The organism is Natrinema sp. 1APR25-10V2 (genome assembly GCF_031626495.1).
GTDB lineage: Archaea > Halobacteriota > Halobacteria > Halobacteriales > Natrialbaceae > Natrinema.
Genome location: NZ_JAMQOJ010000011.1, coordinates 1 through 21,318, shown reverse-complemented (window position 1 = coordinate 21,318; position 21,318 = coordinate 1). Strand labels below are relative to the sequence as shown.

The window sequence follows — 21,318 nt, the reverse complement described above, 5'->3', positions numbered from 1 at the left end:
GGTGTCAGTACGCCGGGTCCGAGGCGGCGATCGACTCGGGATTCCGCCAAGCGGTGACGAGCGCGCCGACGTCCGTCGAGAGCAGGACGAGACCGACGACGCCGACGAACATCGCGAGCGGGTTGCCGGTCGCGACGGCGACCGCGCTGGGAACGACGCCGAGCACGACTCCCGGCGCGGCGACGCCGACGTAGTAAACCCAGCGACGGATCGGCCGCGCCGGGTGGACCGAGTGGCGGATCGGGTCGACTCCGCCCTCGAGATCGAATTCGACATCGACCTCGATTTCGTCCCGGGAGAGGCCGCCGGCGATCGCGTAGGCCGCGGCGTGGATTCCCTCGTGGAGGACGACTATTCCCGCCAGCAGCGCGAATTGAAGGACGGCGCCGTGTGGGCCGAGTAGTTCCGTGTAGGTCAGGTACCGATCGAGGCCGTACGTCGAGACGTAGCTCCCGCCGAACGCGACGATGGCCACCGCTGGCACGACCGCAGACCGCACCGTTCCCCATCCCTCCTCGTCGCACTCCGGATCGGGATCGACGTACATCTCACTCGAGAACTACGCGTGGGCGGGACTTGAGTCCCGGGTGTCGGTGGCGGTCCGGTAGCGGTCGCCGCGGGTCGTCTGTCACTCGTCGCCGGCCGTCTCGACCGCGGTGACGTGCCCGCGGGCGTCGACGGTGACCGACATCGACTCGCCCTCGAGCGGGATATCGAACGCGAGACGGAGCGGCTCCTCGTCGACGACGGTGACGGCTTCATCGTCGCGGACGAAGGGCAACTCCCAGACGTGATCCTCACGGAGCGTGAGTCCGTGACGGCGACAGAACGCGGTCACGTCGGGATCGACGAGCAGGCAGAAGCTCGCCGGACCGACGATCTGCGCGCCGCAGGTGTCACAGACGGCGCGAAAGATCGGATGCGGCGCCCCGTCGACGACGATCTCCGTCTCGATCGGGTCGTAACACTGCGGACAGACGCCGGCCAGCGACTGCTCGATGGCCTGAAACGCCAGCAGTTCCGCGAGATCGACGACCGCCGGGAGCGTCGCGTCGGCGGTCGCATTGGGCGGGACGCTCCACTGGAAGAGCGCGTGGTCGTTCTCGCAGGTGACGCGACAGCGGCCGTCCTCGCACGTCGCGACCGCCGGCCGTCCGCAGACCGGACAGTCGCTCTCGAGTTCGGTCGGCCCCATCGAGACGGCCGCCGTGTAGGTCCCCGCGAGGATCGCCGCAACCACCTGCACGCCGGCGTGAGTGAGCCGATAGCCCCCGTCGCCTTTTTCGACGAATCCGTCACGGAGTTCGTTGAGATGGTAGCGAAAACGCCCCGAGTCTCGGACGCCGACGCGTCGGCGCAGGTCGGCGAATCCGATCGCCGCTTCGTCGCTGGTCCGGTGGTGGACGCTCAGCTCCCGCAGGATCGACACCCGGAGCGGATCGCTGAGCGCCGCGAACGCGTCGGCCGGCGCTCGTCGCTCGCGTGACTCCTCGTCGTCGCTCGTCTCCTCGCCCTCGCCTGCGTCGTCTCGCCTCGGTTCGGTCACGGTTTCGTCCCCGTTTGGCTGTCGTTTACACGTCTACGCTCGACCCACATGGGTACGCGGGATCCCGACGTTCGTCTCCGGTCGCCGCGAGAGCCGGCCCGACTCACGGCTCGCCGCGCTCGAGTGCCTCCCGCAGTATCGTTCGATGACACCGCTTCTTCTCGGTGTTCTCGTAGCAGACCAGCGCCAGCGACTCGCCCGCGGCCAGTCGATCCTCGAGCGCGGCGACGGCCGCCCGCGCGTCGTCGTCGGTCTCGAGATGGTTCCGATACGCCTCGCCGAATCCGACCTGATCCCAGGCGGCGTTGTGTGCGCCCTCCTCGCAAAGCCCCTGCATTTTCATCTCCTCGGCGGCGTCGCGGACCGACTCGAGGAGTTCGTGAGGTGGACCGAGCGCGGGCCGGTTTTCGTCGACGGCGGCGTGGAACCACGACGTCGGCTGGCGGACGACGCCGACGCGCGTCGCGTCCGCCGGCAGCTCCGCCAGATCGTGCTGGATCGCGGCGACGTAGGTGTCCGTGAGCGTCCCCCGTGCCATACGTTCCCTTACGGCCGTCCCGCATTTATATACGGTGACGGATCGAACCGCCGGCAATCGATGGCCCGCGACAGCGAAGACCCCAACGCCGACGTACAGTACCACCTCGAGGTCGGTCCCGACGACGTGGCCGACACCGTACTCCTGCCGGGGAATCCCGAACGGCTCGAGAAGATCGTCGCGTTCTGGGACGATCACGAGATCCGGGGCCACCACCGCGAGTACCGGACGGCGACGGGCGCGTACGAGGGGACGCCGATCTCGGTCACCTCGACGGGCATCGGCAGCCCCTCCGCGGCGATCGCGGTCGAGGAACTGGCTCGCGTTGGGGTCGACACGTTCGTTCGGGTCGGCTCTTGCGGGGCGATCCAGCCCGAGATGGCTGTCGGGGATCTGGTAATCACGACCGGCGCGGTCCGCCAGGAGGGAACCAGCGACGAGTACGTCCGCGAGGACTACCCGGCCGCGGCGGACGGCGAGGTCGTCTCCGCGCTCGTCGCGGCGGCCGAACGGCTCGGCTACGACTACCACACGGGGATCACGATGAGCTCGGACTCGTTCTACGCCGGCCAGGGCCGGCCCGGCTTCGACGGCTTCGAGGCCGCGGGTGCGGACGAGTTGGTCGACGAACTCAAAGCGGCGAACGTGAAGAACATCGAGATGGAGGCCAGCGCCGTTTTGACGCTCGCGAACCTCTACGGGATCCGCGCCGGCGCGGTCTGTACCGTCTACGCCAACCGCGAGACCGGCGAATTCCGGACCGAAGGCGAGTCGAGAGCCGCCGAGACCGCGACGCTCGCGACCCACCTCCTCGCGAAGATGGACGCCGTCAAACGCGAGGCCGGCGTCGACCGCTGGCACGCCGGGCTCTCGCTCGAGTAAGCCGCGTTGGTGGTCGACTCGTCCGCGTCAGTCCCGCATCCGAACGATCCCGTCCTCGAAGACCTTCCGGTTGGGGACGATGTACTCCTCGGAGTCGTCCTCGATCTTGGTCACGAACAGGTCGACCTCCTGAACGATGCCCGTCTGCTCGCCGATCCGGATCTCGTCGCCGATCCCGTAGGGCTGGTTGAGAAGCAGGTAGATGCCGGCGGCGCTCGAGACGAGGAAGTCCTTGAACGCGACGGTGCCGACGATGACGACGCCGACGGCGTACACCGTCAGCAGGATGAGCAGCGCCAGCACGTGGACGCCGACCTGGCCGAGCGCGATGATGAAGGTGACGTACAGGACGGAGTACTTGACCAGCTTCGGGATGACCGACACTTCGGGGAGCTTGACGCCCCGCAGGTACTCGCTGACGATCAACTCCGACTTGTCAGCGACGATGAAGCCGATGATGAGTACGAGCACGGCGATGAACAGCTGCGGGATGAACTCCGTGACGCGCAGCCAGAAGGCGTCCGTGTCCAGCAGCTGAGCGATGTGGATCGCCGTGAGGACGGCGATCCCGTAGATGAACCACGAGCTCAGTCGCGCGACGATCTCGACCGTCGAGGTGCCGATCGACTGGGCTGTTCGCTCGAACGGCGTCCCCTCGACGGCTTCGGGCACCCCCGAAGCGGCCAGCAGTTCCTCGTTGAGCCGGCCGACGAGATAGCCGACGACGAGGCCCAGCGCCAGCACCGCCGCCGCGATGACTGCCGGCTCGTTGAGGAACGGCTGCCACTCTACCATATCAGTACGCCTCCGGATCGACCTCCAGAATGATTTCACCGCCCTTGAACGCTCGGACGAGCCCGTCGCTCTCCGAGAGCACGATCGAGATCGCGTTGGTGTCCCGCGTGATCGCACCGCCGGCCATGTGCCGAGCACCCAGCCCCTTCGGAATATCGACCCCTTCAGCCGACGGCTCGAGGTAGCGATACGCCGAGACGATCTTGCCGGCGTCCGAGATGACGAACGCGCCGTCGAGCCGCGAGAACTCCTTCAACATGACGTTCACGATCGGATCGCCGACGTGGACGTGGGACTTCTCGAAGGGGTTGTACGACAGCGGCCGCGACTTGTTCATTACCTTCCCCGCGTCGCCGACGACGAACAGCGCGCCCACCGGCTTCCCCTTCTGTCCTTTCTGTCCCAGCTCGATCGCCAGCTCGAGAACTGCTTTGATGACCTCCGGATCGGCTCGGGACTTGACGAACAGGTCGTAGATCCCGGTGTGGGCCTCCGCATCGGCGCGGACCCGGGAGACCGTGTCGATGCCGTCGCTGAAGACGCTCGTCGCACAGGCGAGCTCGTCGCCGTCGTCGATCAAGCCCTGTTCTAAGGCCCCCTCGAGGCCGAAGCGAATCCGTTCAGTGATCTCCTCGAACGCCAGCGGGAGTTCGACGAACGTCTCCGCGCCCACCGCGTTTTCGGTCCCGACGACGACCACGTCGACGTCGTCGATGGCAGAGAACTGTTCGTAGTACGAGCCGCTTGGTGAGAAGAGTACGACGGCATCGACGCTCGCAAAGAGATCCCCGAACACGTCGTCTAACCCGGCCATTGCTCATACAAGTCCGTCCCGCGTGAATAAGCGTTTTGGAGCGTCTGACGCGCGTCTTTCGTCCGGTTCATACGGCGAGACGCACCGCTATCGATCGATGTGGTCCGTCCCGGCACCCAGTCGGGCACGCTGACCGCCCGGACGAGCGGACGCCACCACTGGCGTGTCACGTAATTACCGACGACGGGGACGCGGATCTCGAGCGAGTCGTCCGAGGCGGTGTTTGCCTCTCGGGTCGCTCGAGATTTGGTTTCGTCGCGGAGACCGGATTCGGACAACGTGAAGACGTGCTCGCTTCGCTGCGCGCGTCTTCTCTCGTTCGAATCGGTCGACGATTGCTGTCGCTCACGGATTGTTCGCGACAGCAATGCGCGGGACCGGATTCGAACCGGCGGACCCCTACGGGACAGCGTCCTAAGCGCTGCGCCGTTGGCCTAGCTTGGCTACCCGCGCGCACCCTCGAGTTTTCACGAATCGAGTAAGTAGCTGTCGGTCCGGATCGGTACCGCCCTGCGCGATCGATGCTCGAGCGGCCGGCTCAGTGTTTCACCGGCTCCTCGGGCGACCAGTCCGGTGGAACGATGAACGTCACGTGCTCCGGATCTCGAAGCTGGTGCAGTTCCGCGGCCTGTTCGGCCAGCGACCGCTCCCGATACGGCATCTCGAGCCCGCAGCCGGTACAGACGAGTTTGCAGGTTGGCTCTTTCATAGCGAGGGGGACGAACCGGCATCGAACGACGACATCGCGTGTTTCTTCGGACGACGGCACGTTTAGTAGTTGTCTCCTAGTGAAATCGACCGAGAACGGCCGTATTGCCGATTCGTTCGTATCGAAACGTTGCCTGCCGTAGTACTCCATTGGTAAGCGTCGAAGTGCGCACGGTCATCCGTGCTCCACAGACCGTTCCGCCCGGTGTCACGACCGTACGTTTATGCCATCCGATCCGATACCGAGACGTATGCACAGCGCCCGGGATCGCATCGAATACGAACCGTGGCTCGAGGAACTCGAAGCTATCGCCGACCAGCTGGAGCTGTCGGCAGAAGCACAGTCGTGTGCGACCGATCTCTTCCTCGCTGACGTTCCTGCGTCCGATCGTTCGAAGCAAGCGGTGCTGGCCGCGAGCCTCTATGCCGGCTCGCTCGTCGCCGGTGACGGCCGCACGCAAGGGGCCGTCGCCGACGCCGCAGATGTCTCTCGACTGTCGATTCAATCCCGCTGGAAGGACCTCCTCGAGTCGGCCGGACTCGAGCCGCCGCGCTGGTAACTATCTCGTACAGCCGACCGTTTCACGGGTCAGTACCGTGCTTATATCTTGTAAGCGGGTGCTATGTGATGAAAACGACTCGTCCGAACCGCTGCAAATTTCCGCTCGCAACGACTCTTGGTTAATAATACTCATCGCGCGGCGGGCAGCCAGCCGGGCGGACTCCTCGCTTGGCTTCGGTCACCCGTCGACGATATTCCCGTGTTCATCTATTTCTCCGTTGACGATACGGGTACTCGAGATGATGTCGTCGTCCTCGGCCAGAACGTGGGGGACGACGACGACCTCGAGCGGATCGTGACCGTTTTCGCGACGGATCTCGTTGATCCGTTTCCCGCCTTCGCGGGTCTCCGGCGAGACGACGAGGTAGTCGAACTTCGGTTCGGTAGCGATCCCCGTCGGTTTCGTCAGTTTTCGAACCTCGAACTCGCGGTCGTAGTCGGCCGCGATCGATGCGAGTTCGTCCTCGAGGTCCGCCTTTCGTTCGTCGAACGATCGCACGCGCCGTTCGACGGCACGCGTTTTCGGCGCGAGTTCGTCGCTGGTCAAGCCGACGGTCACATCTCCGAGTTCGAACGCCCGTTCGAACAGCCGTCTGTGGCCGTCATGAACGGGGTCGAAGGTCCCACCAAGCGCGACGTCCATACCCCACGTCACATGCGCGGTGCGTATAAAACGGTCGAATCCACATGTTTTCTCACCACAGGGGGCTGTACGCTATTCGAGCGATCTATCGACGATCGTCGAAACTCCCCTTCGCATTGTTTTTAGTAGTCGCCCGCAGTGTCCCCGATATGGGATTAGACGAGGACGCACTGGAGTACCACCGGACGGATCCGCCGGGAAAGATCGAGATATCGACGACGAAACCGACGAACACGCAGCGGGATCTCTCGCTCGCGTACTCGCCGGGCGTCGCCGCGCCGTGTCTCGAGATCGACGAGGACGAGACCGACGCCTACACCTACACCGCGAAAGGCAACCTCGTGGGTGTCGTCTCGAACGGCTCGGCCGTCCTCGGACTCGGCGACATCGGCGCACAGGCCTCGAAACCCGTCATGGAGGGGAAAGGCGTCCTGTTCAAGCGCTTCGCCGACATCGACGTCTTCGACATCGAACTCGACGAGGCAGACCCCGACAAACTCGTCGAGGCGATCAAGATGATGGAGCCCACCTTCGGCGGGGTCAACCTCGAGGACATCAAAGCGCCGGAGTGTTTCACCGTCGAAGAGCGCCTGCGCGAGGAGATCGACATCCCGGTCTTCCACGACGACCAGCACGGCACCGCCATCATCTCCGGTGCGGCGCTGTTGAACGCCGCCGATATCGCCGGCAAGAGTCTCGAGGAGCTCGAGATCGCCTTCTCGGGAGCCGGGGCGAGCGCCATCGCGACCGCGCGGTTCTACGTCTCGCTGGGCTGCAAGAAGGAGAACATCACGATGTGTGACTCCTCGGGGATCATCACCGAGAAACGCGCCGAGGAGGGCGACGTCAACGAGTACAAACAGCAGTTCGCCCGCGACGTGCCCGAGGGCGGCCTCGCGGACGCGATGGAGGGCGCTGACGTCTTCGTCGGCCTCTCGATCGGCGGGATCGTCTCTCAGGAGATGGTGCAGTCTATGGCCGCCAACCCGATCGTCTTCGCGATGGCCAACCCCGACCCCGAAATCGACTACGAGGAGGCCAAGGCGGCCCGCGACGACACCGTCATCATGGCGACCGGGCGTTCGGACTACCCGAACCAGGTCAACAACGTCCTCGGCTTCCCCTTCATCTTCCGCGGCGCGCTCGACGTCCGCGCCACCGAAATCAACGAGAAGATGAAAGTGGCCTGCGCCGAGGCGCTAGCCGAGCTCGCCCGCCAGGACGTGCCCGACGCGGTCGTCAAGGCCTACGGCGACGAGCCGATCCAGTACGGCCCCGACTACATCATCCCCAAGCCCGTCGACCCCCGCGTCCTCTTCCGCGTCGCGCCCTCGATCGCCGAGGCCGCGATGGAGTCCGGTGCCGCGCGCACGGAGATCGACTTAGAGGAGTACGAGGAGGAACTCGAGGCCCGGCTGGGCAAATCTCGCGAGATGATGCGCGTCGTCCTCAACAAGGCCAAGAGCGACCCCAAGACGGTCGCGCTCGCGGAGGGCGAAAACGAGAAGATGATCCGCGCGGCCTACCAGATCCAGGAACAGGGGATCGCCCTGCCGATCCTGATCGGCGACGAAGACGAGATCAAGCAGACCTCGGCGAACCTCGGCCTCGATTTCGACCCGACCGTCGCCGACCCCTCGGTCGGCGACTACGAGGAGTACGCCGACCGGCTCCACGAACTCCGCGCCCGCAAGGGGATCACGCGCAGCGAAGCCGGCGAACTCATCGAGCGCGATACGAACTACTTCGGCAGCGTGATGGTCGAACAGGGCGACGCTGACGCGCTCCTGACCGGGCTCTCACACCACTATCCCTCCGCGCTGCGACCGCCCCTGCAGGTCGTCGGCACTGACGAGGACGTCGACTACGCGGCGGGCGTCTACATGCTGACGTTCAAGAACCGCGTCATCTTCGTCGCCGACGCGACGGTCAACCAGGCACCCGACGAGGACGTCCTCGCGGAAGTCACCAAACAGACCGGCAAACTCGCCCGGCGGTTCAACGTCGAACCCCGCGCGGCCCTGCTCTCGTACTCGAACTTCGGCAGCGTCGATAACGAAGGCACCCGCAAGCCACGCAAGGCGGCCGCCATGCTGCAGGACGACCCCGAGGTCGACTTCACCGTCGACGGCGAGATGCAGGCCGACACCGCTGTCGTCGAGGACATCCTCGAGGGAACCTACGGCTTCTCGGAACTCGAGGAGCCCGCGAACGTGCTCGTCTTCCCCAACCTCGAGTCGGGCAACATCGGCTACAAACTCCTCCAGCGCCTCGGTGGGGCCGACGCCATCGGTCCGATGCTGGTCGGGATGGACAAGCCGGTCCACGTCCTCCAGCGCGGCGACGAAGTCAAGGACATCGTTAATCTGGCCGGCGTCGCCGTCGTCGACGCCCAGCAGGAGTAACGCGTGAGCGAGCGCGCCGCCCCTCGAGACGGTTCCCCCGACCGGGACGCGAGATCGGATCGGAACGCCGACGACGCGACAGCCGATCGGGGCAGCTCTGAATCCGAATCCGAGCGGGACCGCTCCGGAGCCGGCGACGCTCGATTCACCAGACGGACGCTTCTCAGCACTGCGGGGACTGCCGGAGCCGTCGGGCTCGCCGGCTGCACCGCGCGCCAGTACCGGGCCCCGCCGGACTGCGGGGCCGTCGCGACCGCCGCCGAAGATGCGGACGGCTACGTCCCGCTGCCGGCGGACGGCGACGTCTCGATGTTCCGGCGCGGACTCCGTCGGTACGGCTACTACCCCGACGAGACCGTCCCCGACACCGTTCGCAAAGCGTGGTCGTTCCCGGTCAACCGTATCGGCCATACTGCAGCCAAGTCGACGCCGCGTCCGACGCCCGACGGTGAGACGGTTCTCATCGCTGGCGATACCGGGACGATCCACGCCGTAACCCCGCCCGGCGAGCACAGGTGGCGGCTCGAGACCGGTGCCGGCCGAAGTCTCGGCTTCCACGGAACGCCGGCGATCGTCGGCGATACCGCCTACATCGGCGGCTACGACGGCGAACTCTACGCCGTCGATATTCCGACCGGCAACGTCGTCTGGCACACCCGGACCCGCGACTTCGGCGACGCCATCGCGATCGGCTCGAGTCCCGCGTACGTCGACGGCTCGCTGTACGTCCTCACCGAGCACAAGAACCCCGCCAGCGGCGCGCTGTGGGAGGTCGACGCCGCCACCGGGAACCCGACCTGGAGCGACGACCGCCTCTGGGGGATGCCCCACCCCTCGCCCGCCATCGACTGCGAGGCCGGCCGGCTCGTCACCGGCTCGAACGACGGCGTCGTCTACTGCTGGGAGTTCCCCTCGCTCGAGTTCGCGTGGTCGTTTCAGGCAGGCGGCGAGGGCGGTCCCGACGGCGAGCCGATGGCGGGCGGCCGCTTTCGCCTCGGCGCGCAGATCAAGGGGACGATCCCGGTCTACGACGGCGCGGCGTTCGTCGGCTCGTGGGACGGCCGGTTCTACCGGCTCGACCTCGCGGACGGCAGCGAGGAGTGGTCGATCGACACGGGCAGGGTCGTCATGTCGAATCCGGCGATCGATCCCGGGCGGGGCATCGTCTACATGGGCGGCGACGACCACTACGTCCGCGCGCTCGACGCCGAAACCGGCGACGAACGCTGGGCGACTGACGTCGGCGGCCGAGTCCTGGGCTCGATCACAGCGACTGCCGAGTCGATCCTCGTCGGCTCCTACGACAGCCACCTCTACGCCCTCAACAGGGAGACCGGCGACCGGCGCTGGCGGATCGAGAACCGCGGTCACGTCACGGGCGGCGCGATTCCGCGGGACGGCCGCATCTACTACGCCGAGCGCGGCGTCTTCTCGAACTATTACGACGATGACGAGGAGACGGTGTTCGAGGAACCCGGTCACGCCTACTGTCTAGTGCCGCGCGAATGAGCGCCGGAGTCGGCCCCTGAGCGACGCGGGTCCGGGTCTCGGCGTCGTTCCGCAATCGAACGCAGGCGACGGTTCGCTCGAGTCCTCGAGCCGAGGCTCGAACGGGGCGTGTGGCTGCCCGAGGGCGTAGAACGCGTCGCTCGGAAAGAGTGCATTCAAGTATGCGCCGCCAGTGTGATCGGGTATGCAAGATCAGGGACGCTCTACGCGCAAGCGAACCGGTGGCCGACTGAAGAACGTTCGAAAGCGCCGCAAGGACGAACTCGGCCGGCTGCCGACGGAGACGGAGGTCGGCGAGCCGCGATTCCGAACCGTCGACGTTCGGGGCAACGGGACCAAGACCCGCGCGCTCTCGACGAACGTCGCGAGCGTCAACAAGGGCGGCGAGACGGTCTCCGCGGAGATCGAAGACGTCGTCGAGAACGACGCCAACCCGAACTACGTCCGGCGGAACATCATCACGAAGGGTGCCGTCATCGAGACCTCGGAAGGACAGGCCCGCGTCACGTCCCGTCCCGGGCAGACCGGTCAGGTCAACGCCGTTCTCGTCGAGTAACGCCGTTTCGATCGCAGTCTCGAACTCGTTCGCCGTGAGTTATTTCTCCGTGAGCGCGGCGATATTGCCGTAATCGTCGCCGTAGACGAGCGCGCCGTCAGCTACTGCGACCGATCTCGATATCTCGTACTCGGCGTCCCGGGTCCAGCGGGTCGAGCCGTCCGCGATGTCGAGCGCGTAGACGACTGCGTCCCAGGTGCCGACGTAGAGGACGCCGTCCGCGACGGTCGGCGAACCGCCGATGCGGCCGACGTCCGCTTGCCAGCGGCGCTCGCCGGTCGCCGCGTCGAAGGCTCGAATCAGGCTGCCGCGCGTGTAGACGGTGTCGTCGACGACGGCGGGCGTTCGGACAGTTCCGGTCGCCGTCGCGGTCCACCGTTCATCCCCGCTCCTCGCCTCGAGCGCGTAGAGCCTGCCGTTGTTGTCCCCGACGTAGACCGTGCCGTCGACCACCGTCGGCGCGTTCGGCCCGCCGCCGTTCTCGACCCGGAACTTCCAGCGCTCTGAACGGTCGGCGATGTCGATCGCGTAGACGTAGTCGTCGTGACTCTGAACGTAGACTGTGTCGTCGGCGACCGTCGGTCCCCCCGCGACCGGCCCCGCCGTGCGGAACGACCACAGTTCGGAGCCGTCGGTCGGCGATCTGGCGTACAGCCTGTCGTCGCCACAGCCGACGTAGAGCGTCCCATCGGCGATAGCGGGACCCGCTCGAGCCGGCGCGGGAAGGTCGACAGTCCACGAGCGTTCGCCGCTGGCCGCGTCGATCGCTTGCAGCGAACCGGCCCCGTTTCCGACGAAGACCGTTCCGTCGACGACGGCCGGCGGCGTCGAGATTCCGCCGCCGGTGTCGACGGACCACTCGAGGCTCCCGTCCGCGAGCGAGAGCGCATAGAGGGTGCCGTCCCAGCTGCCGACGTACGCGACGCCGTCGGCGATCGCCGGTTCGGCACCGATCCGGTCCCGGACGGTGTGAGTGCCGAGCAGCGTCGCGGAGTCGCGGGGGCCGCCGCCGGCGTCGACGGCACCCGTGTTCGCGGCGTCGTACTGTACCGTCGGCCACTCGGTCGCGCTCCCCCCGTTCCCGCCGGTGTCGGATCCGTCACCGTCGGAGCCGCTTTCGGCGAGCGGATCGTCGGGTCCGGTTTGCGACGTGCAGCCGGCGGCCGATATCGTTACGCTTCCCCCTACGAGCGCGAGTACGGTCCGCCTGTCCGTCCGATGGCTAGTCACAGCGATCGTCTGGAGCGGAAGCACTTAATTCGCCTGAACGGTCGAGTGCGAGACGGCGATCAGGGACGCGGTGCGGCCTTCTGTAGCGCCGTCTCGGCGATGTTGCCGCCGTAGTCGGCGCTCCGGGACAGCGAATCGACGATCAGCCCCAGCGACTGGGCCTGTGCCGGCTCGAGATCGCGGAGCATGTCGTCGATCTTCCGCGTGTGCTCGTCGATCTCGAGGACGGCCGTGAGTGCGTCGTGGCCGAGCCGATTGGCCTCGTCGGCGTCGTCGGCGAACAGCGCGTCCATCGACTCCTCGAAGACGGTCGCGGCTTCGGCGTGCAGGCCGTGGAGGGCGTCGGCGACATCGGCGGAGAGCTCGTCGAGTTTGAGCGCGATGCCGCTGATCTTGACGGCGTGGTCGGCGATCCGCTCGAGCTGGCGGGCGCTGGAGTGGTAGTCGAAGCAGTCCTCGCGGGAGACGCCGAGTTCCTCGACGGCCCGCGGCGAGCGAAGCGTCGCGCGGAAGATCCGCGAGACGACGAGCCAGAGGCGGTCGACGTCGTCGTCGCGCTCGATCACGTCGTGGGCGATGTCGTCGTCGTTTTCGATCAGCGCCGTCACCGCGTCCTCGAGCATCGATTGGGCGATCAAGCGCATGCGTGTGACGGCGTTGATGATCGATAGCTCCGAGGAGTCGAGCAGGTCCTGAATGACCACGCTGTCGCTGGTCTCCTCGAGGACTTCGACGCCGACGAGCCGCTGCGTCGCGTCGCGGATGGCGCTTCGCTGTTCGGTCGTGATGCGGCCGGCCTCGAGGCGGATGATGTCGAAGCCACTGACGTACATCGTCATCACGGCCCGTTTCAGTTGCTCGTCTGCGAGTCCCGAGACATCGAGGGTCCCCTCCTGGCGCCGCGTTTCGCGTTCGGGTGTCAACAGGAGCTCGTCCCCTTCGGGATAGAATTCGACCGTCGTCCCGCTGCTGACATCGTTTTCGGTCGCCCACGTCTTCGGGAGCGAGACCGTGAACGTCGACCCGCCCGTCACCTGGACTTTTCGCGTCTCCATACGCCCCGATTTCAACTGAAACAATATAAATCCACTAGTCTATAGAGAAATACTGATGGCTCGTTTTGGGCCTCAAATGCCGGGATATTGGGCATTTCTATTATCCATCCGTCTGTATTTCTCCATCGATAATCGTTGCCGAACGTATCTATATATAGTTCTTGGTGCCGATATTGGATCGTCACGATGTCGCTGGCGATCGACCGGCGACCACCGGCCGTTCGAACCGAACGCGCCCGGCTATCGGACGTCTCCGAGATCGACGAACGCGCCGACGTCCGCCGACAGCCAGGTGGTCACGCGTTCCGCTTCTGAACACTCTCGGGGGACGACCGTACATCGGTCGGGTCTGCTCTCGTACGCAACCACGACCGACTCGAGGTCGAAATCGTCGCTCGAGTACTGTGTGGCTGCGGCCAGTCGCTGTCGGGTCGATCGGTCGTCGTAACCGCCGGTGGATCCGGTCATGGGTTTCGGGGTCGCGTACGTAGACCCACCGATGACACGTACAAAGCCACTGCTAATTGTGATATTGAGCGATCCATACTGCTGCTAGGTCCTCCGTACGACCGCGTCGCCGGTCGGAGACACCGGCCGTCTCGGAGAAGGCAGCGGGTATCGTTCGAGACGCCGATCGAAACGTTTCGTTTTGCCGGTAGGTCCGCCGTCGATATATCGTCGAAAGTCACATATCGACGCTGGTCGTCTCGAGCCGACGCTCGTATGCCGAATCCGGGTGACGAACCGAACCGCAGGCCGGCGGCCGAAAATCGAGTGCCCGAGACGACGCGTGACCATCGACTCACTCCCAGAGGTCGCTTCGCACGTCGCTCAGCGCGGCTCGCATCAGCGTCTCGTGAACGTCGGTCGACGAGCCACTCTCCGCCCGACACCGGTCGTACGTGCCGTCCGACCGCATCACCCACCTGTTTCGATCGTCGTCGAGCAGCGTCTCGAGGATGCCCTCGAGGCGCCGCTGGAGTCGCGGTTCTTCGATCGGCGTGATCGCTTCGACCCGATTGTCGAGGTTGCGGGTCATCCAGTCGGCCGAGCCGATGTAGTAACGGTCCTCGCCGCCCGCACGGAAGTAGAAGATCCGCGAGTGCTCGAGGAAGCGGCCGACGACGCTGTAGACGTCGATCGTCTCGCTGACGCCCTCGAGGCCGGGTCGAAGTCGGCAGATGTCCCGGACGACGAGATCGATGTCGACGCCGGCTATCGACGCCTCGTAGAGTTCGCGGACGATCTCGGGGTCCTCGAGCCGGTTCATCTTGGCGACGATGCGGGCCTCCTCGTCGTTTCGCGCACGTTCTGCTTCCGCGCGGACGAGATCGACGAACCGATCGCGCATGTTCCCCGGCGCGATGAGCAGCTTTCGATAATCGCGGTACATCGAGTGGCCCGTGAAGTAGTTGAACAGCCTGACGAGGTCCTGACCGACGTCGCAGTCGGCGGTCAACAGGCCGAGATCCTCGTACCGCTTGGCGGTCTCGGAGTGGTAGTTGCCGGTTCCCACGTGCGAGTAGAGCTGTACCCCGTCGTCCTCCTCGCGGACGACCAGCGAGGTCTTCGTATGGGTCTTGTAGCCGATCGTCCCGTAGGCGACGTGGATCCCCTCTTCCTCGAGTTTCTTCGCCCACTCGAGGTTGTTCTCCTCGTCGAAGCGCGCCTTGAGTTCGAGCATGACGGCGACCTGCTTCCCGTTTCGGGCGGCCTCGAGCAGGCTCTCGATGACCTGCGAGTCGCTGGCGGTCCGGTAGATCGCCGCCTTGATCGCGAGCACGTCGGGATCGTTCGCCGCCGCGTCGAGGAAGCGCTGGACGGTCCCGTCGAAGGAGTGATACGGGTGGTGGACGAGCACGTCGCTCTCGCTGACGACGTCGAACACGTTCCGACCGTCCGCGTCGCGCCGACCCAGTCGCGGGTGGGGCTGTGGCGACCACTCCGGGAGCTTCAGTTCGGGCCGGTCGAGATCGGTGAGATCGGCGAAGTCGCGGTAATCGAGCGGTCCGTCGAGGTGGAACACCTCCCGGTCGTCGAGGTCGAGTTCGCGCGCGAGAATCTCGAGGATCTTCTCGGGGGCGTCGGGTTCGATCTCGAGGCGGACGGCGGTCGCGAACCGGCGCTCCTCGATGACCTCCTCGATCATCTCGATCAGGTCCTCGGCGACCTCCTCGTTGCGCCGGACCTCGGCGTTGCGCGTCACCCGGAACAGGGCGGTATCGACCACCTCGACGTCCGGAAAGAGCAGGTCGAGATTCGCCCGGACGACGTCCTCGAGGAGGACGTACCGCGTGTCGTCGCCGAGTTGGACGAACCGGAGCTGGTTGCGCGGAATCTTCACCCGCGAGAAGGTCAGCTCCGCACCCGGCCGTTCCCGGGTGAGGACGGCGAGCGAGAGGCTCTGGTTCGAGATGAACGGGAACGGGTGGGCCGGATCGAACGTCAACGGGGTCAGCGTCGGCAACACGGAGCTCTCGAAGTACTCGCGGAGCGTACCGCGCTCGAGGTCCGTGAGATCGTCGTAATCGACGATATCGATCCCTGCGTCGGAAAGCGCCGGTTCGATCTCCTCGCGATAGCACTCGGCCTGACGCTCGAACAGGGGACGGGCCTCCTCGAGGACTTCCTCCCACTGTTCGCGCGGCGTGCGGCCGTCCGGCGTCCTCTCGGTGACGCCGGCCGCCATCCCCTGTTTCAGCCCGCCGACGCGCTTGCGAAAGAACTCGTCTAAATTCGTCGTCACGATCGCGAGGAACTTCACTCGCTCCAGGAGGGGGTTCTCCTCGTCTACCACTTCGTGGAGGACGCGGCGCTGAAAGGCGAGTCCGCTGAGCTCTCGGTTCAAATAGTACGACGGATCCGACAGGTCGATTTCGTCCGGTTCCGGGCTCGAGTCGTCCGCGGCGACGACCGGCAGATCGACCGTCTCGGGGTCCGCAACCGCGCCGGTCGCAGCGTTCGACTCGGGGTTCGTCTCGTCGCCGGACTCGGACTGGAACGCGAACGTCGTCTCCTCGTCGGCCGTCTCGTCTTCTCCGTCGTCCGATTCCGCCGTCTCCTCGTCGGTCGCTGTCGAGTCTCGTTCGTGCATACAGAATCTCCCGATTCAGCGCTCGAGCGTGACGATCTTTTCCGACGACCGGTCCTCGTGAGTCGCTCCCGGAACGCTCAGGAACCGTTCCCGGCGGACGTCGTAGGCCGTGAGGTCGCCGCCGTACACACAGCCGGTATCGAGGCCGACCGCCCACTCACGATCGACCGGTTCGGCGAGCACGGTGTGACCGAAAAAGACCCGTGGCGGCCCTTCGTAGGTCTCGAACCAGAACGGACCGTCGTAGCCGTCCCCGTTCGGCGACCGCATCGTGAGCACGTCGTCGGCGTCGTGATTCGGCAGCGGCCGGCTCGGATCGATCCCGCCGTGGACGACGAGCCCGCCGTCCCACGAGATCGCGGTCGGCAGCGACTCCAGGTACTGCAGGTCCACCGAGTCGAGCGTCGGCAGCGAGGTCTCGCCGTCGATCAGCTTCCGTTCGTTGTTCCCGCGAACCGAGATCAGACGCGGCGACCGCCTGATGCGGTCGAGCACGGCCTTGCTGTCAGGTCCTTTTCGCACCAGATCGCCGACGAACACGGCGAGATCGTTCCCACCGAGATCGAGTCGGTCCAGCAGCGCCTCGAGCGCGTCGGGGCAGCCGTGGACGTCGCCGACGACGTAAACGTCGTCCCGATTCTCGAGGGCGATGTGCCGATGGTCGAACGGTACCGTGTCGTCGGACGTGGTGTTGTCGGTCGTCACGCGATATACGTCCGAAGACACCGAAACGAGTGGATAAGTCGTTTATATGTTCGGTATTGGATGATATATAGAACGGTATAGCCCGCGCAAATACGTGTCCGATCCGGATGACGCTCACCACGCGGGTGGCGACACGCACCGAGACACCGGATTTCTTTAGGGCTGGTGACCCAGCAACGGTATGCACGTCGTCGTCAACGCCGCCACGAGCGCGGACGGCAAACTCTCCTCCCGCCGGCGCGAGCAGATCGCCATCAGCGGCGAGGCGGACTTCGCGCGAGTCGACCGGCTCCGGGCCGATAGCGACGCCATCGTCGTCGGCGTTGGCACCGTCCTCGCCGACGATCCGCACCTGACAGTCAAAGATCAAACGCTGCGCGCCCGGCGCCGCGAGAACGGCCGGCCGGAAAATCCCGCGCGGGTCGTCGTCGACTCGAGCGGCCGCACGCCGACCGACGCCGCGGTCCTCGACGACGCGGCGACGACGTACCTCTGTCTGAGCGAGGCCGCGTCCGTCGATCGCCGTGCGGACCTCGCCGATCGCGCCGAACTGATCACGGCGGGCGACGAGCGGGTCGACCTTCTACCGGCGTTCGCGGCGCTACAGGAGGCGGGCCTCGAGCGGATCATGGTCGAGGGCGGCGGCGAACTGATCTTCTCGCTGTTCGAAGCGGGGTTAGTAGACGAACTCCGGCTGTTCGTGGGCCCGAAAATCATCGGCGGCCGCGACGCGCCGACGCTCGCCGACGGCGAGGGGTTCGTCGCGGAGTTTCCGTCGCTCGAACTCGAGGACATAGACCGGCTCGACGACGGCGTCCTCCTGACCTGGCGCGTCGTCGACCGGTAGCGCTATTCGAACTCCGGCTCCCGGTCCTCGACGAACGCTGCCATCCCCTCGCGCTGATCGGGCGTGCCGAAGAGGCTCGCGAAGGCGCGTTTCTCGTAGTCGAGTCCGCTCGTCTGCGAGCCCTCGAGCCCCTGATTGATCGCCTGTTTCGCCGTCCGCACGGCGAAGGCCGGCTTCGCGGCGATCCGGTCGGCCAGTTCGGCGGCGACCTCGTCGAGCTCCTCGTCGGAGACGACTTCGCCGAACAGACCCGCCTCCGCGGCCGACTCGGCATCGAGCCGTTCGCCGAGGAAAATCATCCGGCGGGCGGTCTCGTCGCCGACCAGCCGCGGCAGTCGCTGGGTGGCTCCCCAGCCGGGGATGATGCCGAGATCGATCTCGGTGTTGCCGATCAGCGCCGACTCGCTCGCGACCCGCAGATCGCAGGCCAGCGCCATCTCGCAGCCGCCGCCGAACGCGTAGCCGTTGACCGCCGCGATCGTCGGCGCGGGGAACGCCTCGAGGGCGTCGGCCACGTCGTGGCCGAGTTCGCCCCACTCCTGGGCCGCTTCCGGCGAGAGGTCCTGCATGTACTTGATGTCCGCACCGGCGATGAACGCGTCGCCGGCACCGGTCACGACGAGCGCCCGTGCGTCGTCTTCTGCGGCTTCCTCGAGCGCTTCGCCCATCGCCTCGAGCGTCTCGACGTTCAACGCGTTGAGCGCGTCGGGGCGGTCGATCGTCAGCGTCGCCACGTCGTCGTCCCACTCGAGTCGGACTGTGTCCCAGGACATGTGCCGGCGTTCTGCGGCCACGGTGAAAGGGATTCGGACCCCGGAAGTCGGGATCGATCGGCGGCCACCCGCCGATACCTACCCGTCACACCTTTGCTCGTACGCGTCCTATCGGCGGCTATGGAACGCGCAACGTTCGGCGGCGGCTGTTTCTGGTGCGTCGAGGCGGCCTTCGAGGAACTCGAGGGCGTCGAATCGGTGACCTCTGGCTACGCCGGCGGCCACACCGAAGACCCCAGCTATCGGGCGGTCTGTTCGGGCAAGACCGGCCACGCCGAGGTCGTCCAGATCGAGTACGACCCCGACGAAATCGCCTACGAAGACCTGCTCGAGGTCTTCTTTACCATCCACGACCCCACCACGAAAGACCGCGAGGGCCCCGACGTGGGCTCGCAGTACCGGTCGGCGATCTACGCCCACAGCGACGAGCAACTCGAGACCGCCGAGGCGTTCGCCGCGGAACTCGAGGCGGAGGGGCTGTACGACGGGATCGTCACCGAAATCGAGCCGCTCGAGACGTTCTACGAGGCCGAGGAGTACCACCAGAACTACTTCGAGAAGAACCCCAACGACGCCTACTGTACGATGCACGCGGCCCCGAAAGTCGAGAAGGTCCGCGAGAAGTTCGGTGAGAGCGTCGCCACGCAGTAGCCTCGAGGACGAAGAAACGCGAGCGCCCCTCGTCTCGTTCGAACGGCGTCCGAGCGACCGGGCGCAGTTTCACGACGCCTACCTTTGTTCCGGAGTCTGCGGAACGTTGCACGCGTCGCCAGCCGACGCGATGCGACTGACCGCCGTCTCGAAGAGGTGCAACTGCGTGTTGAACACTTGTACGTCGGCTTCGAACGTGTAGCAGGCGTCGGTCTCGAGCGAGCCGCGCGTAAACACGATCATCGTCGAACGGACGCGATCCGCCCCGGGTTCGGTGCGGGCGACGTAGCCCGCGTACTCGTCGGGTTGCGTCAACTCGGGAACCGTTGTGCCGTTGGGCAGCCGCAGGAGCTGGACGGTGATCGGTGCCGGAAGCCGGTCGACGACTCGAACGGTCAGCCCCGGCCGGTACTCGTGTATGGGTACGAGCACGGGCTGCTCCAGTTCGGGTTCGTTCCCTCCCTTTGAAGTAGAACCGTCGGACGGGCGTGTGCCGGCGGTAGTGTCCATCGCCCGGCGTGATTCTCGCGAAGCGCCACCGGCCCCACCGGTGGGCCTCGGATGCCGGTACGTCACCGCGTTCGAAGAATCGATATCGGCCGCTGGACCGTCCGGTTCGCCCTGTCCGCTCGGTTTTTCGTGTGTCATGTATCGGTAATATGCCGGCGTTCGCTTTCATCGGCACCTCCCTCGACGGTCGCTATTCCGTTCGTCTACACGGTCCGCCCACGAGCAGCACTGACGCGACGTTCGAGCCGTCGGCGACGGCGGTCGAAGCCATCGGCCGCGAGCACGATAAAAATAGGTACGCGACGCTACTCTATCGACGTGGAGATGAGGTTCAGCTGGCTGCTGAACATCTGTGCGTCTTCCCCGAGCGATGCGGAGTCACCGCTACTGTAGCTCTGATCGCGGGTGAACAGGAGGATAGACGGTGCCTGGGGCCCGTCGTCGGTCGAGTACCGGACCACGTGACCGGTGTACTCGTCCGGTTGCGAAATCTCAGGAACGGTCTCCCCGTCTGCGGTCTGGAGAATGCTCACCGTCGTGCCCGTCTCGAGTTGCGAGACGACGTCGAAACTCTCCCCGGCTTCGTAGTTGTACGTGAACACTAGCACTTGTCCATCGTCATCTTGTACCATCGTTATTCACCTCCGTTTCCGGCGGCCGTCTCGTTCCCGCCGTCGGTCTCGTTTCCACCGTTCATATCGCCGCCACCGTCACCGCCGCCACCGCCGCCGCCACCGCCCAGCGACGTGTTCATGAGGTTCAGATCGGCGCTCAGCACCGACGCATCATCACCGAGCGTTCCGCTGTCACCGGCGCTCAAGCTCGTACCGCGCGCGAACAGGAAGGACGTGATACCCGATTGCTGACCGATGTCGTATCGGATGATGTGTCCGTTCCACTCGTCGGGCTGGGAGATCTCTGGCACCGTTTCCCCGTCCAACTGTAGCACATCGACTGTCGTGCTCGCCTGAAGTTGGGCGAGAACGTCGAAATCCGCACCCGGGTAGAGTTCGCTCGCGAATACCGCTACTTGGTCTTCCTGTGCACCGACCGTGGCCGTCCCGAAGGCGCCCGTTCCGAGCGTCAGTGCGCCCGTCGCGAGGGCGCCCTTCGCCATGAACGACCGCCTCGAGTCGCCTGTCGTTTCTTGTTCGCTCATCTTATCTCTCATGCCCCGTCAGGGACGTCGAGACGTTGGCCGAGTTATCGAATAAACGCCGCCGACTGTTTCCTTCCGTATCAATTAATTTAATCAGACGAGGAGTCTCTCCGACCGGTGGCTTCGAGAGCGGTTCAGAACGCTCTATTTGCGACCTCGAGTCAAGCCCGGTTACTGATAGTTCCGCGTTCAAAAGAGTCGATTTGCACGGTACTGTCTAGTTTAGAACCTCCGCTGGTGTCTGTCCGTTGAATGATTGGTGTGGTCGCTGCGTGTTATAGTAGTGTACGAATTGTTCAATCCATTCTCTGGCGCTCGCTCGACTGCCCACCCATG

24 protein-coding genes and 1 tRNA gene are annotated in these 21,318 nt (G+C 65.5%); 7 read left to right on the top strand and 18 right to left on the bottom strand.

Annotated features, from left to right (window positions below):
• Window positions 1-4 precede the first annotated feature (4 nt).
• From NDO75_RS26400 to NDO75_RS26390, 3 genes are all read right to left on the bottom strand, one after another.
• Entirely contained in the window at window positions 5-547 is a 543-nt protein-coding gene (locus NDO75_RS26400) for a DUF3267 domain-containing protein (RefSeq protein ID WP_310909521.1), read from the bottom strand.
• A gap of 81 nt (window positions 548-628) precedes the next feature.
• Window positions 629-1,546, bottom strand: coding sequence for a winged helix-turn-helix domain-containing protein (locus NDO75_RS26395; RefSeq protein ID WP_310909520.1), 918 nt, complete (start codon window positions 1,544-1,546; stop codon window positions 629-631).
• A gap of 103 nt (window positions 1,547-1,649) precedes the next feature.
• On the bottom strand, window positions 1,650-2,084 hold the full coding sequence (locus NDO75_RS26390) for a DUF488 family protein (RefSeq protein WP_310909519.1): 435 nt from the start codon (window positions 2,082-2,084) through the stop codon (window positions 1,650-1,652).
• A gap of 60 nt (window positions 2,085-2,144) precedes the next feature.
• Here NDO75_RS26390 and NDO75_RS26385 point away from each other — a divergent pair, with 60 nt between their 5' ends.
• Window positions 2,145-2,966: a nucleoside phosphorylase gene (locus NDO75_RS26385; RefSeq protein ID WP_310909518.1), complete on the top strand. Its 822-nt coding sequence runs from the start codon at window positions 2,145-2,147 to the stop codon at window positions 2,964-2,966.
• A 27-nt stretch (window positions 2,967-2,993) separates the two neighbouring features.
• Here the strand turns inward: NDO75_RS26385 and NDO75_RS26380 are convergent, their stop codons facing one another.
• From NDO75_RS26380 to NDO75_RS26365, 4 genes are all read right to left on the bottom strand, one after another.
• Entirely contained in the window at window positions 2,994-3,761 is a 768-nt protein-coding gene (locus NDO75_RS26380; protein WP_310909517.1) for a mechanosensitive ion channel domain-containing protein, read from the bottom strand.
• A 1-nt stretch (window position 3,762) separates the two neighbouring features.
• Complete coding sequence (dacZ, locus tag NDO75_RS26375; protein ID WP_310909516.1) at window positions 3,763-4,575, bottom strand: diadenylate cyclase DacZ; 813 nt, start codon at window positions 4,573-4,575, stop codon at window positions 3,763-3,765.
• A 368-nt stretch (window positions 4,576-4,943) separates the two neighbouring features.
• A tRNA-Leu gene (locus NDO75_RS26370) sits at window positions 4,944-5,028 on the bottom strand.
• Window positions 5,029-5,113: 85 nt separating this feature from the next.
• On the bottom strand, window positions 5,114-5,284 hold the full coding sequence (locus NDO75_RS26365; protein WP_222918317.1) for a hypothetical protein: 171 nt from the start codon (window positions 5,282-5,284) through the stop codon (window positions 5,114-5,116).
• A 250-nt stretch (window positions 5,285-5,534) separates the two neighbouring features.
• Here NDO75_RS26365 and NDO75_RS26360 point away from each other — a divergent pair, with 250 nt between their 5' ends.
• On the top strand, window positions 5,535-5,843 hold the full coding sequence (locus NDO75_RS26360) for a transcription initiation factor IIB family protein (RefSeq protein ID WP_310909515.1): 309 nt from the start codon (window positions 5,535-5,537) through the stop codon (window positions 5,841-5,843).
• 180 nt (window positions 5,844-6,023) lie between these two features.
• Here NDO75_RS26360 and NDO75_RS26355 read toward each other — a convergent pair whose 3' ends face one another.
• Window positions 6,024-6,488, bottom strand: a complete 465-nt coding sequence (locus NDO75_RS26355) for a phosphopantetheine adenylyltransferase (RefSeq protein WP_310909514.1) — start codon at window positions 6,486-6,488, stop codon at window positions 6,024-6,026.
• A 149-nt stretch (window positions 6,489-6,637) separates the two neighbouring features.
• On the opposite strand from NDO75_RS26355, the gene NDO75_RS26350 reads away from it, so the two are divergent.
• The 3 genes from NDO75_RS26350 to NDO75_RS26340 all read left to right on the top strand — a co-directional run bounded on the left by NDO75_RS26350 (window position 6,638) and on the right by NDO75_RS26340 (window position 10,958).
• Window positions 6,638-8,893, top strand: a complete 2,256-nt coding sequence (locus NDO75_RS26350; RefSeq protein ID WP_310909513.1) for an NADP-dependent malic enzyme — start codon at window positions 6,638-6,640, stop codon at window positions 8,891-8,893.
• Window positions 8,894-8,896: 3 nt separating this feature from the next.
• The gene (locus tag NDO75_RS26345; protein ID WP_310909512.1) at window positions 8,897-10,402 is read left to right on the top strand and encodes a PQQ-binding-like beta-propeller repeat protein; all 1,506 of its coding nucleotides are present in this window, start codon (window positions 8,897-8,899) and stop codon (window positions 10,400-10,402) included.
• Window positions 10,403-10,586: 184 nt separating this feature from the next.
• On the top strand, window positions 10,587-10,958 hold the full coding sequence (locus NDO75_RS26340) for a 30S ribosomal protein S8e (protein ID WP_310909511.1): 372 nt from the start codon (window positions 10,587-10,589) through the stop codon (window positions 10,956-10,958).
• Window positions 10,959-10,997: 39 nt separating this feature from the next.
• On the opposite strand, the gene NDO75_RS26335 is transcribed toward NDO75_RS26340, so the two are convergent.
• The 5 genes from NDO75_RS26335 to NDO75_RS26315 form a co-directional block, all read right to left on the bottom strand.
• Window positions 10,998-12,188 carry a PQQ-binding-like beta-propeller repeat protein gene (locus NDO75_RS26335; RefSeq protein ID WP_310909510.1) on the bottom strand — a complete coding sequence of 397 codons (1,191 nt, stop codon included), beginning with the start codon at window positions 12,186-12,188 and terminating at the stop codon, window positions 10,998-11,000.
• Between the two features lie 59 nt (window positions 12,189-12,247).
• Window positions 12,248-13,243 (bottom strand): PhoU domain-containing protein, encoded by a 996-nt coding sequence (locus NDO75_RS26330; protein ID WP_310909509.1) that lies wholly within the window; start codon window positions 13,241-13,243, stop codon window positions 12,248-12,250.
• A 240-nt stretch (window positions 13,244-13,483) separates the two neighbouring features.
• Window positions 13,484-13,711, bottom strand: coding sequence for a hypothetical protein (locus NDO75_RS26325; RefSeq protein WP_310909508.1), 228 nt, complete (start codon window positions 13,709-13,711; stop codon window positions 13,484-13,486).
• Between the two features lie 334 nt (window positions 13,712-14,045).
• Window positions 14,046-16,337, bottom strand: a complete 2,292-nt coding sequence (ppk1, locus tag NDO75_RS26320; protein ID WP_310909507.1) for a polyphosphate kinase 1 — start codon at window positions 16,335-16,337, stop codon at window positions 14,046-14,048.
• A gap of 15 nt (window positions 16,338-16,352) precedes the next feature.
• Window positions 16,353-17,042, bottom strand: a complete 690-nt coding sequence (locus tag NDO75_RS26315; RefSeq protein WP_310909506.1) for a metallophosphoesterase family protein — start codon at window positions 17,040-17,042, stop codon at window positions 16,353-16,355.
• A gap of 181 nt (window positions 17,043-17,223) precedes the next feature.
• Between NDO75_RS26315 and NDO75_RS26310 the strand changes: the two genes are divergently transcribed.
• Entirely contained in the window at window positions 17,224-17,889 is a 666-nt protein-coding gene (locus NDO75_RS26310; RefSeq protein ID WP_310909505.1) for a 2,5-diamino-6-(ribosylamino)-4(3H)-pyrimidinone 5'-phosphate reductase, read from the top strand.
• 2 nt (window positions 17,890-17,891) lie between these two features.
• Here the strand turns inward: NDO75_RS26310 and NDO75_RS26305 are convergent, their stop codons facing one another.
• Complete coding sequence (locus tag NDO75_RS26305) at window positions 17,892-18,662, bottom strand: enoyl-CoA hydratase-related protein (protein ID WP_310909504.1); 771 nt, start codon at window positions 18,660-18,662, stop codon at window positions 17,892-17,894.
• 120 nt (window positions 18,663-18,782) lie between these two features.
• Between NDO75_RS26305 and msrA the strand changes: the two genes are divergently transcribed.
• On the top strand, window positions 18,783-19,313 hold the full coding sequence (gene msrA, locus NDO75_RS26300) for a peptide-methionine (S)-S-oxide reductase MsrA (protein ID WP_310909503.1): 531 nt from the start codon (window positions 18,783-18,785) through the stop codon (window positions 19,311-19,313).
• Between the two features lie 78 nt (window positions 19,314-19,391).
• On the opposite strand, the gene NDO75_RS26295 is transcribed toward msrA, so the two are convergent.
• The 4 genes from NDO75_RS26295 to NDO75_RS26280 all read right to left on the bottom strand — a co-directional run.
• Complete coding sequence (locus NDO75_RS26295) at window positions 19,392-19,745, bottom strand: hypothetical protein (RefSeq protein WP_310909502.1); 354 nt, start codon at window positions 19,743-19,745, stop codon at window positions 19,392-19,394.
• A 383-nt stretch (window positions 19,746-20,128) separates the two neighbouring features.
• Complete coding sequence (locus tag NDO75_RS26290) at window positions 20,129-20,455, bottom strand: hypothetical protein (protein ID WP_310909501.1); 327 nt, start codon at window positions 20,453-20,455, stop codon at window positions 20,129-20,131.
• 2 nt (window positions 20,456-20,457) lie between these two features.
• Window positions 20,458-20,982 (bottom strand): calcium-binding protein, encoded by a 525-nt coding sequence (locus NDO75_RS26285; RefSeq protein WP_310909500.1) that lies wholly within the window; start codon window positions 20,980-20,982, stop codon window positions 20,458-20,460.
• Window positions 20,983-21,199: 217 nt separating this feature from the next.
• The coding region (locus NDO75_RS26280) for an integrase core domain-containing protein (protein ID WP_310906775.1) at window positions 21,200-21,318 on the bottom strand (119 nt) is incomplete at its 5' end.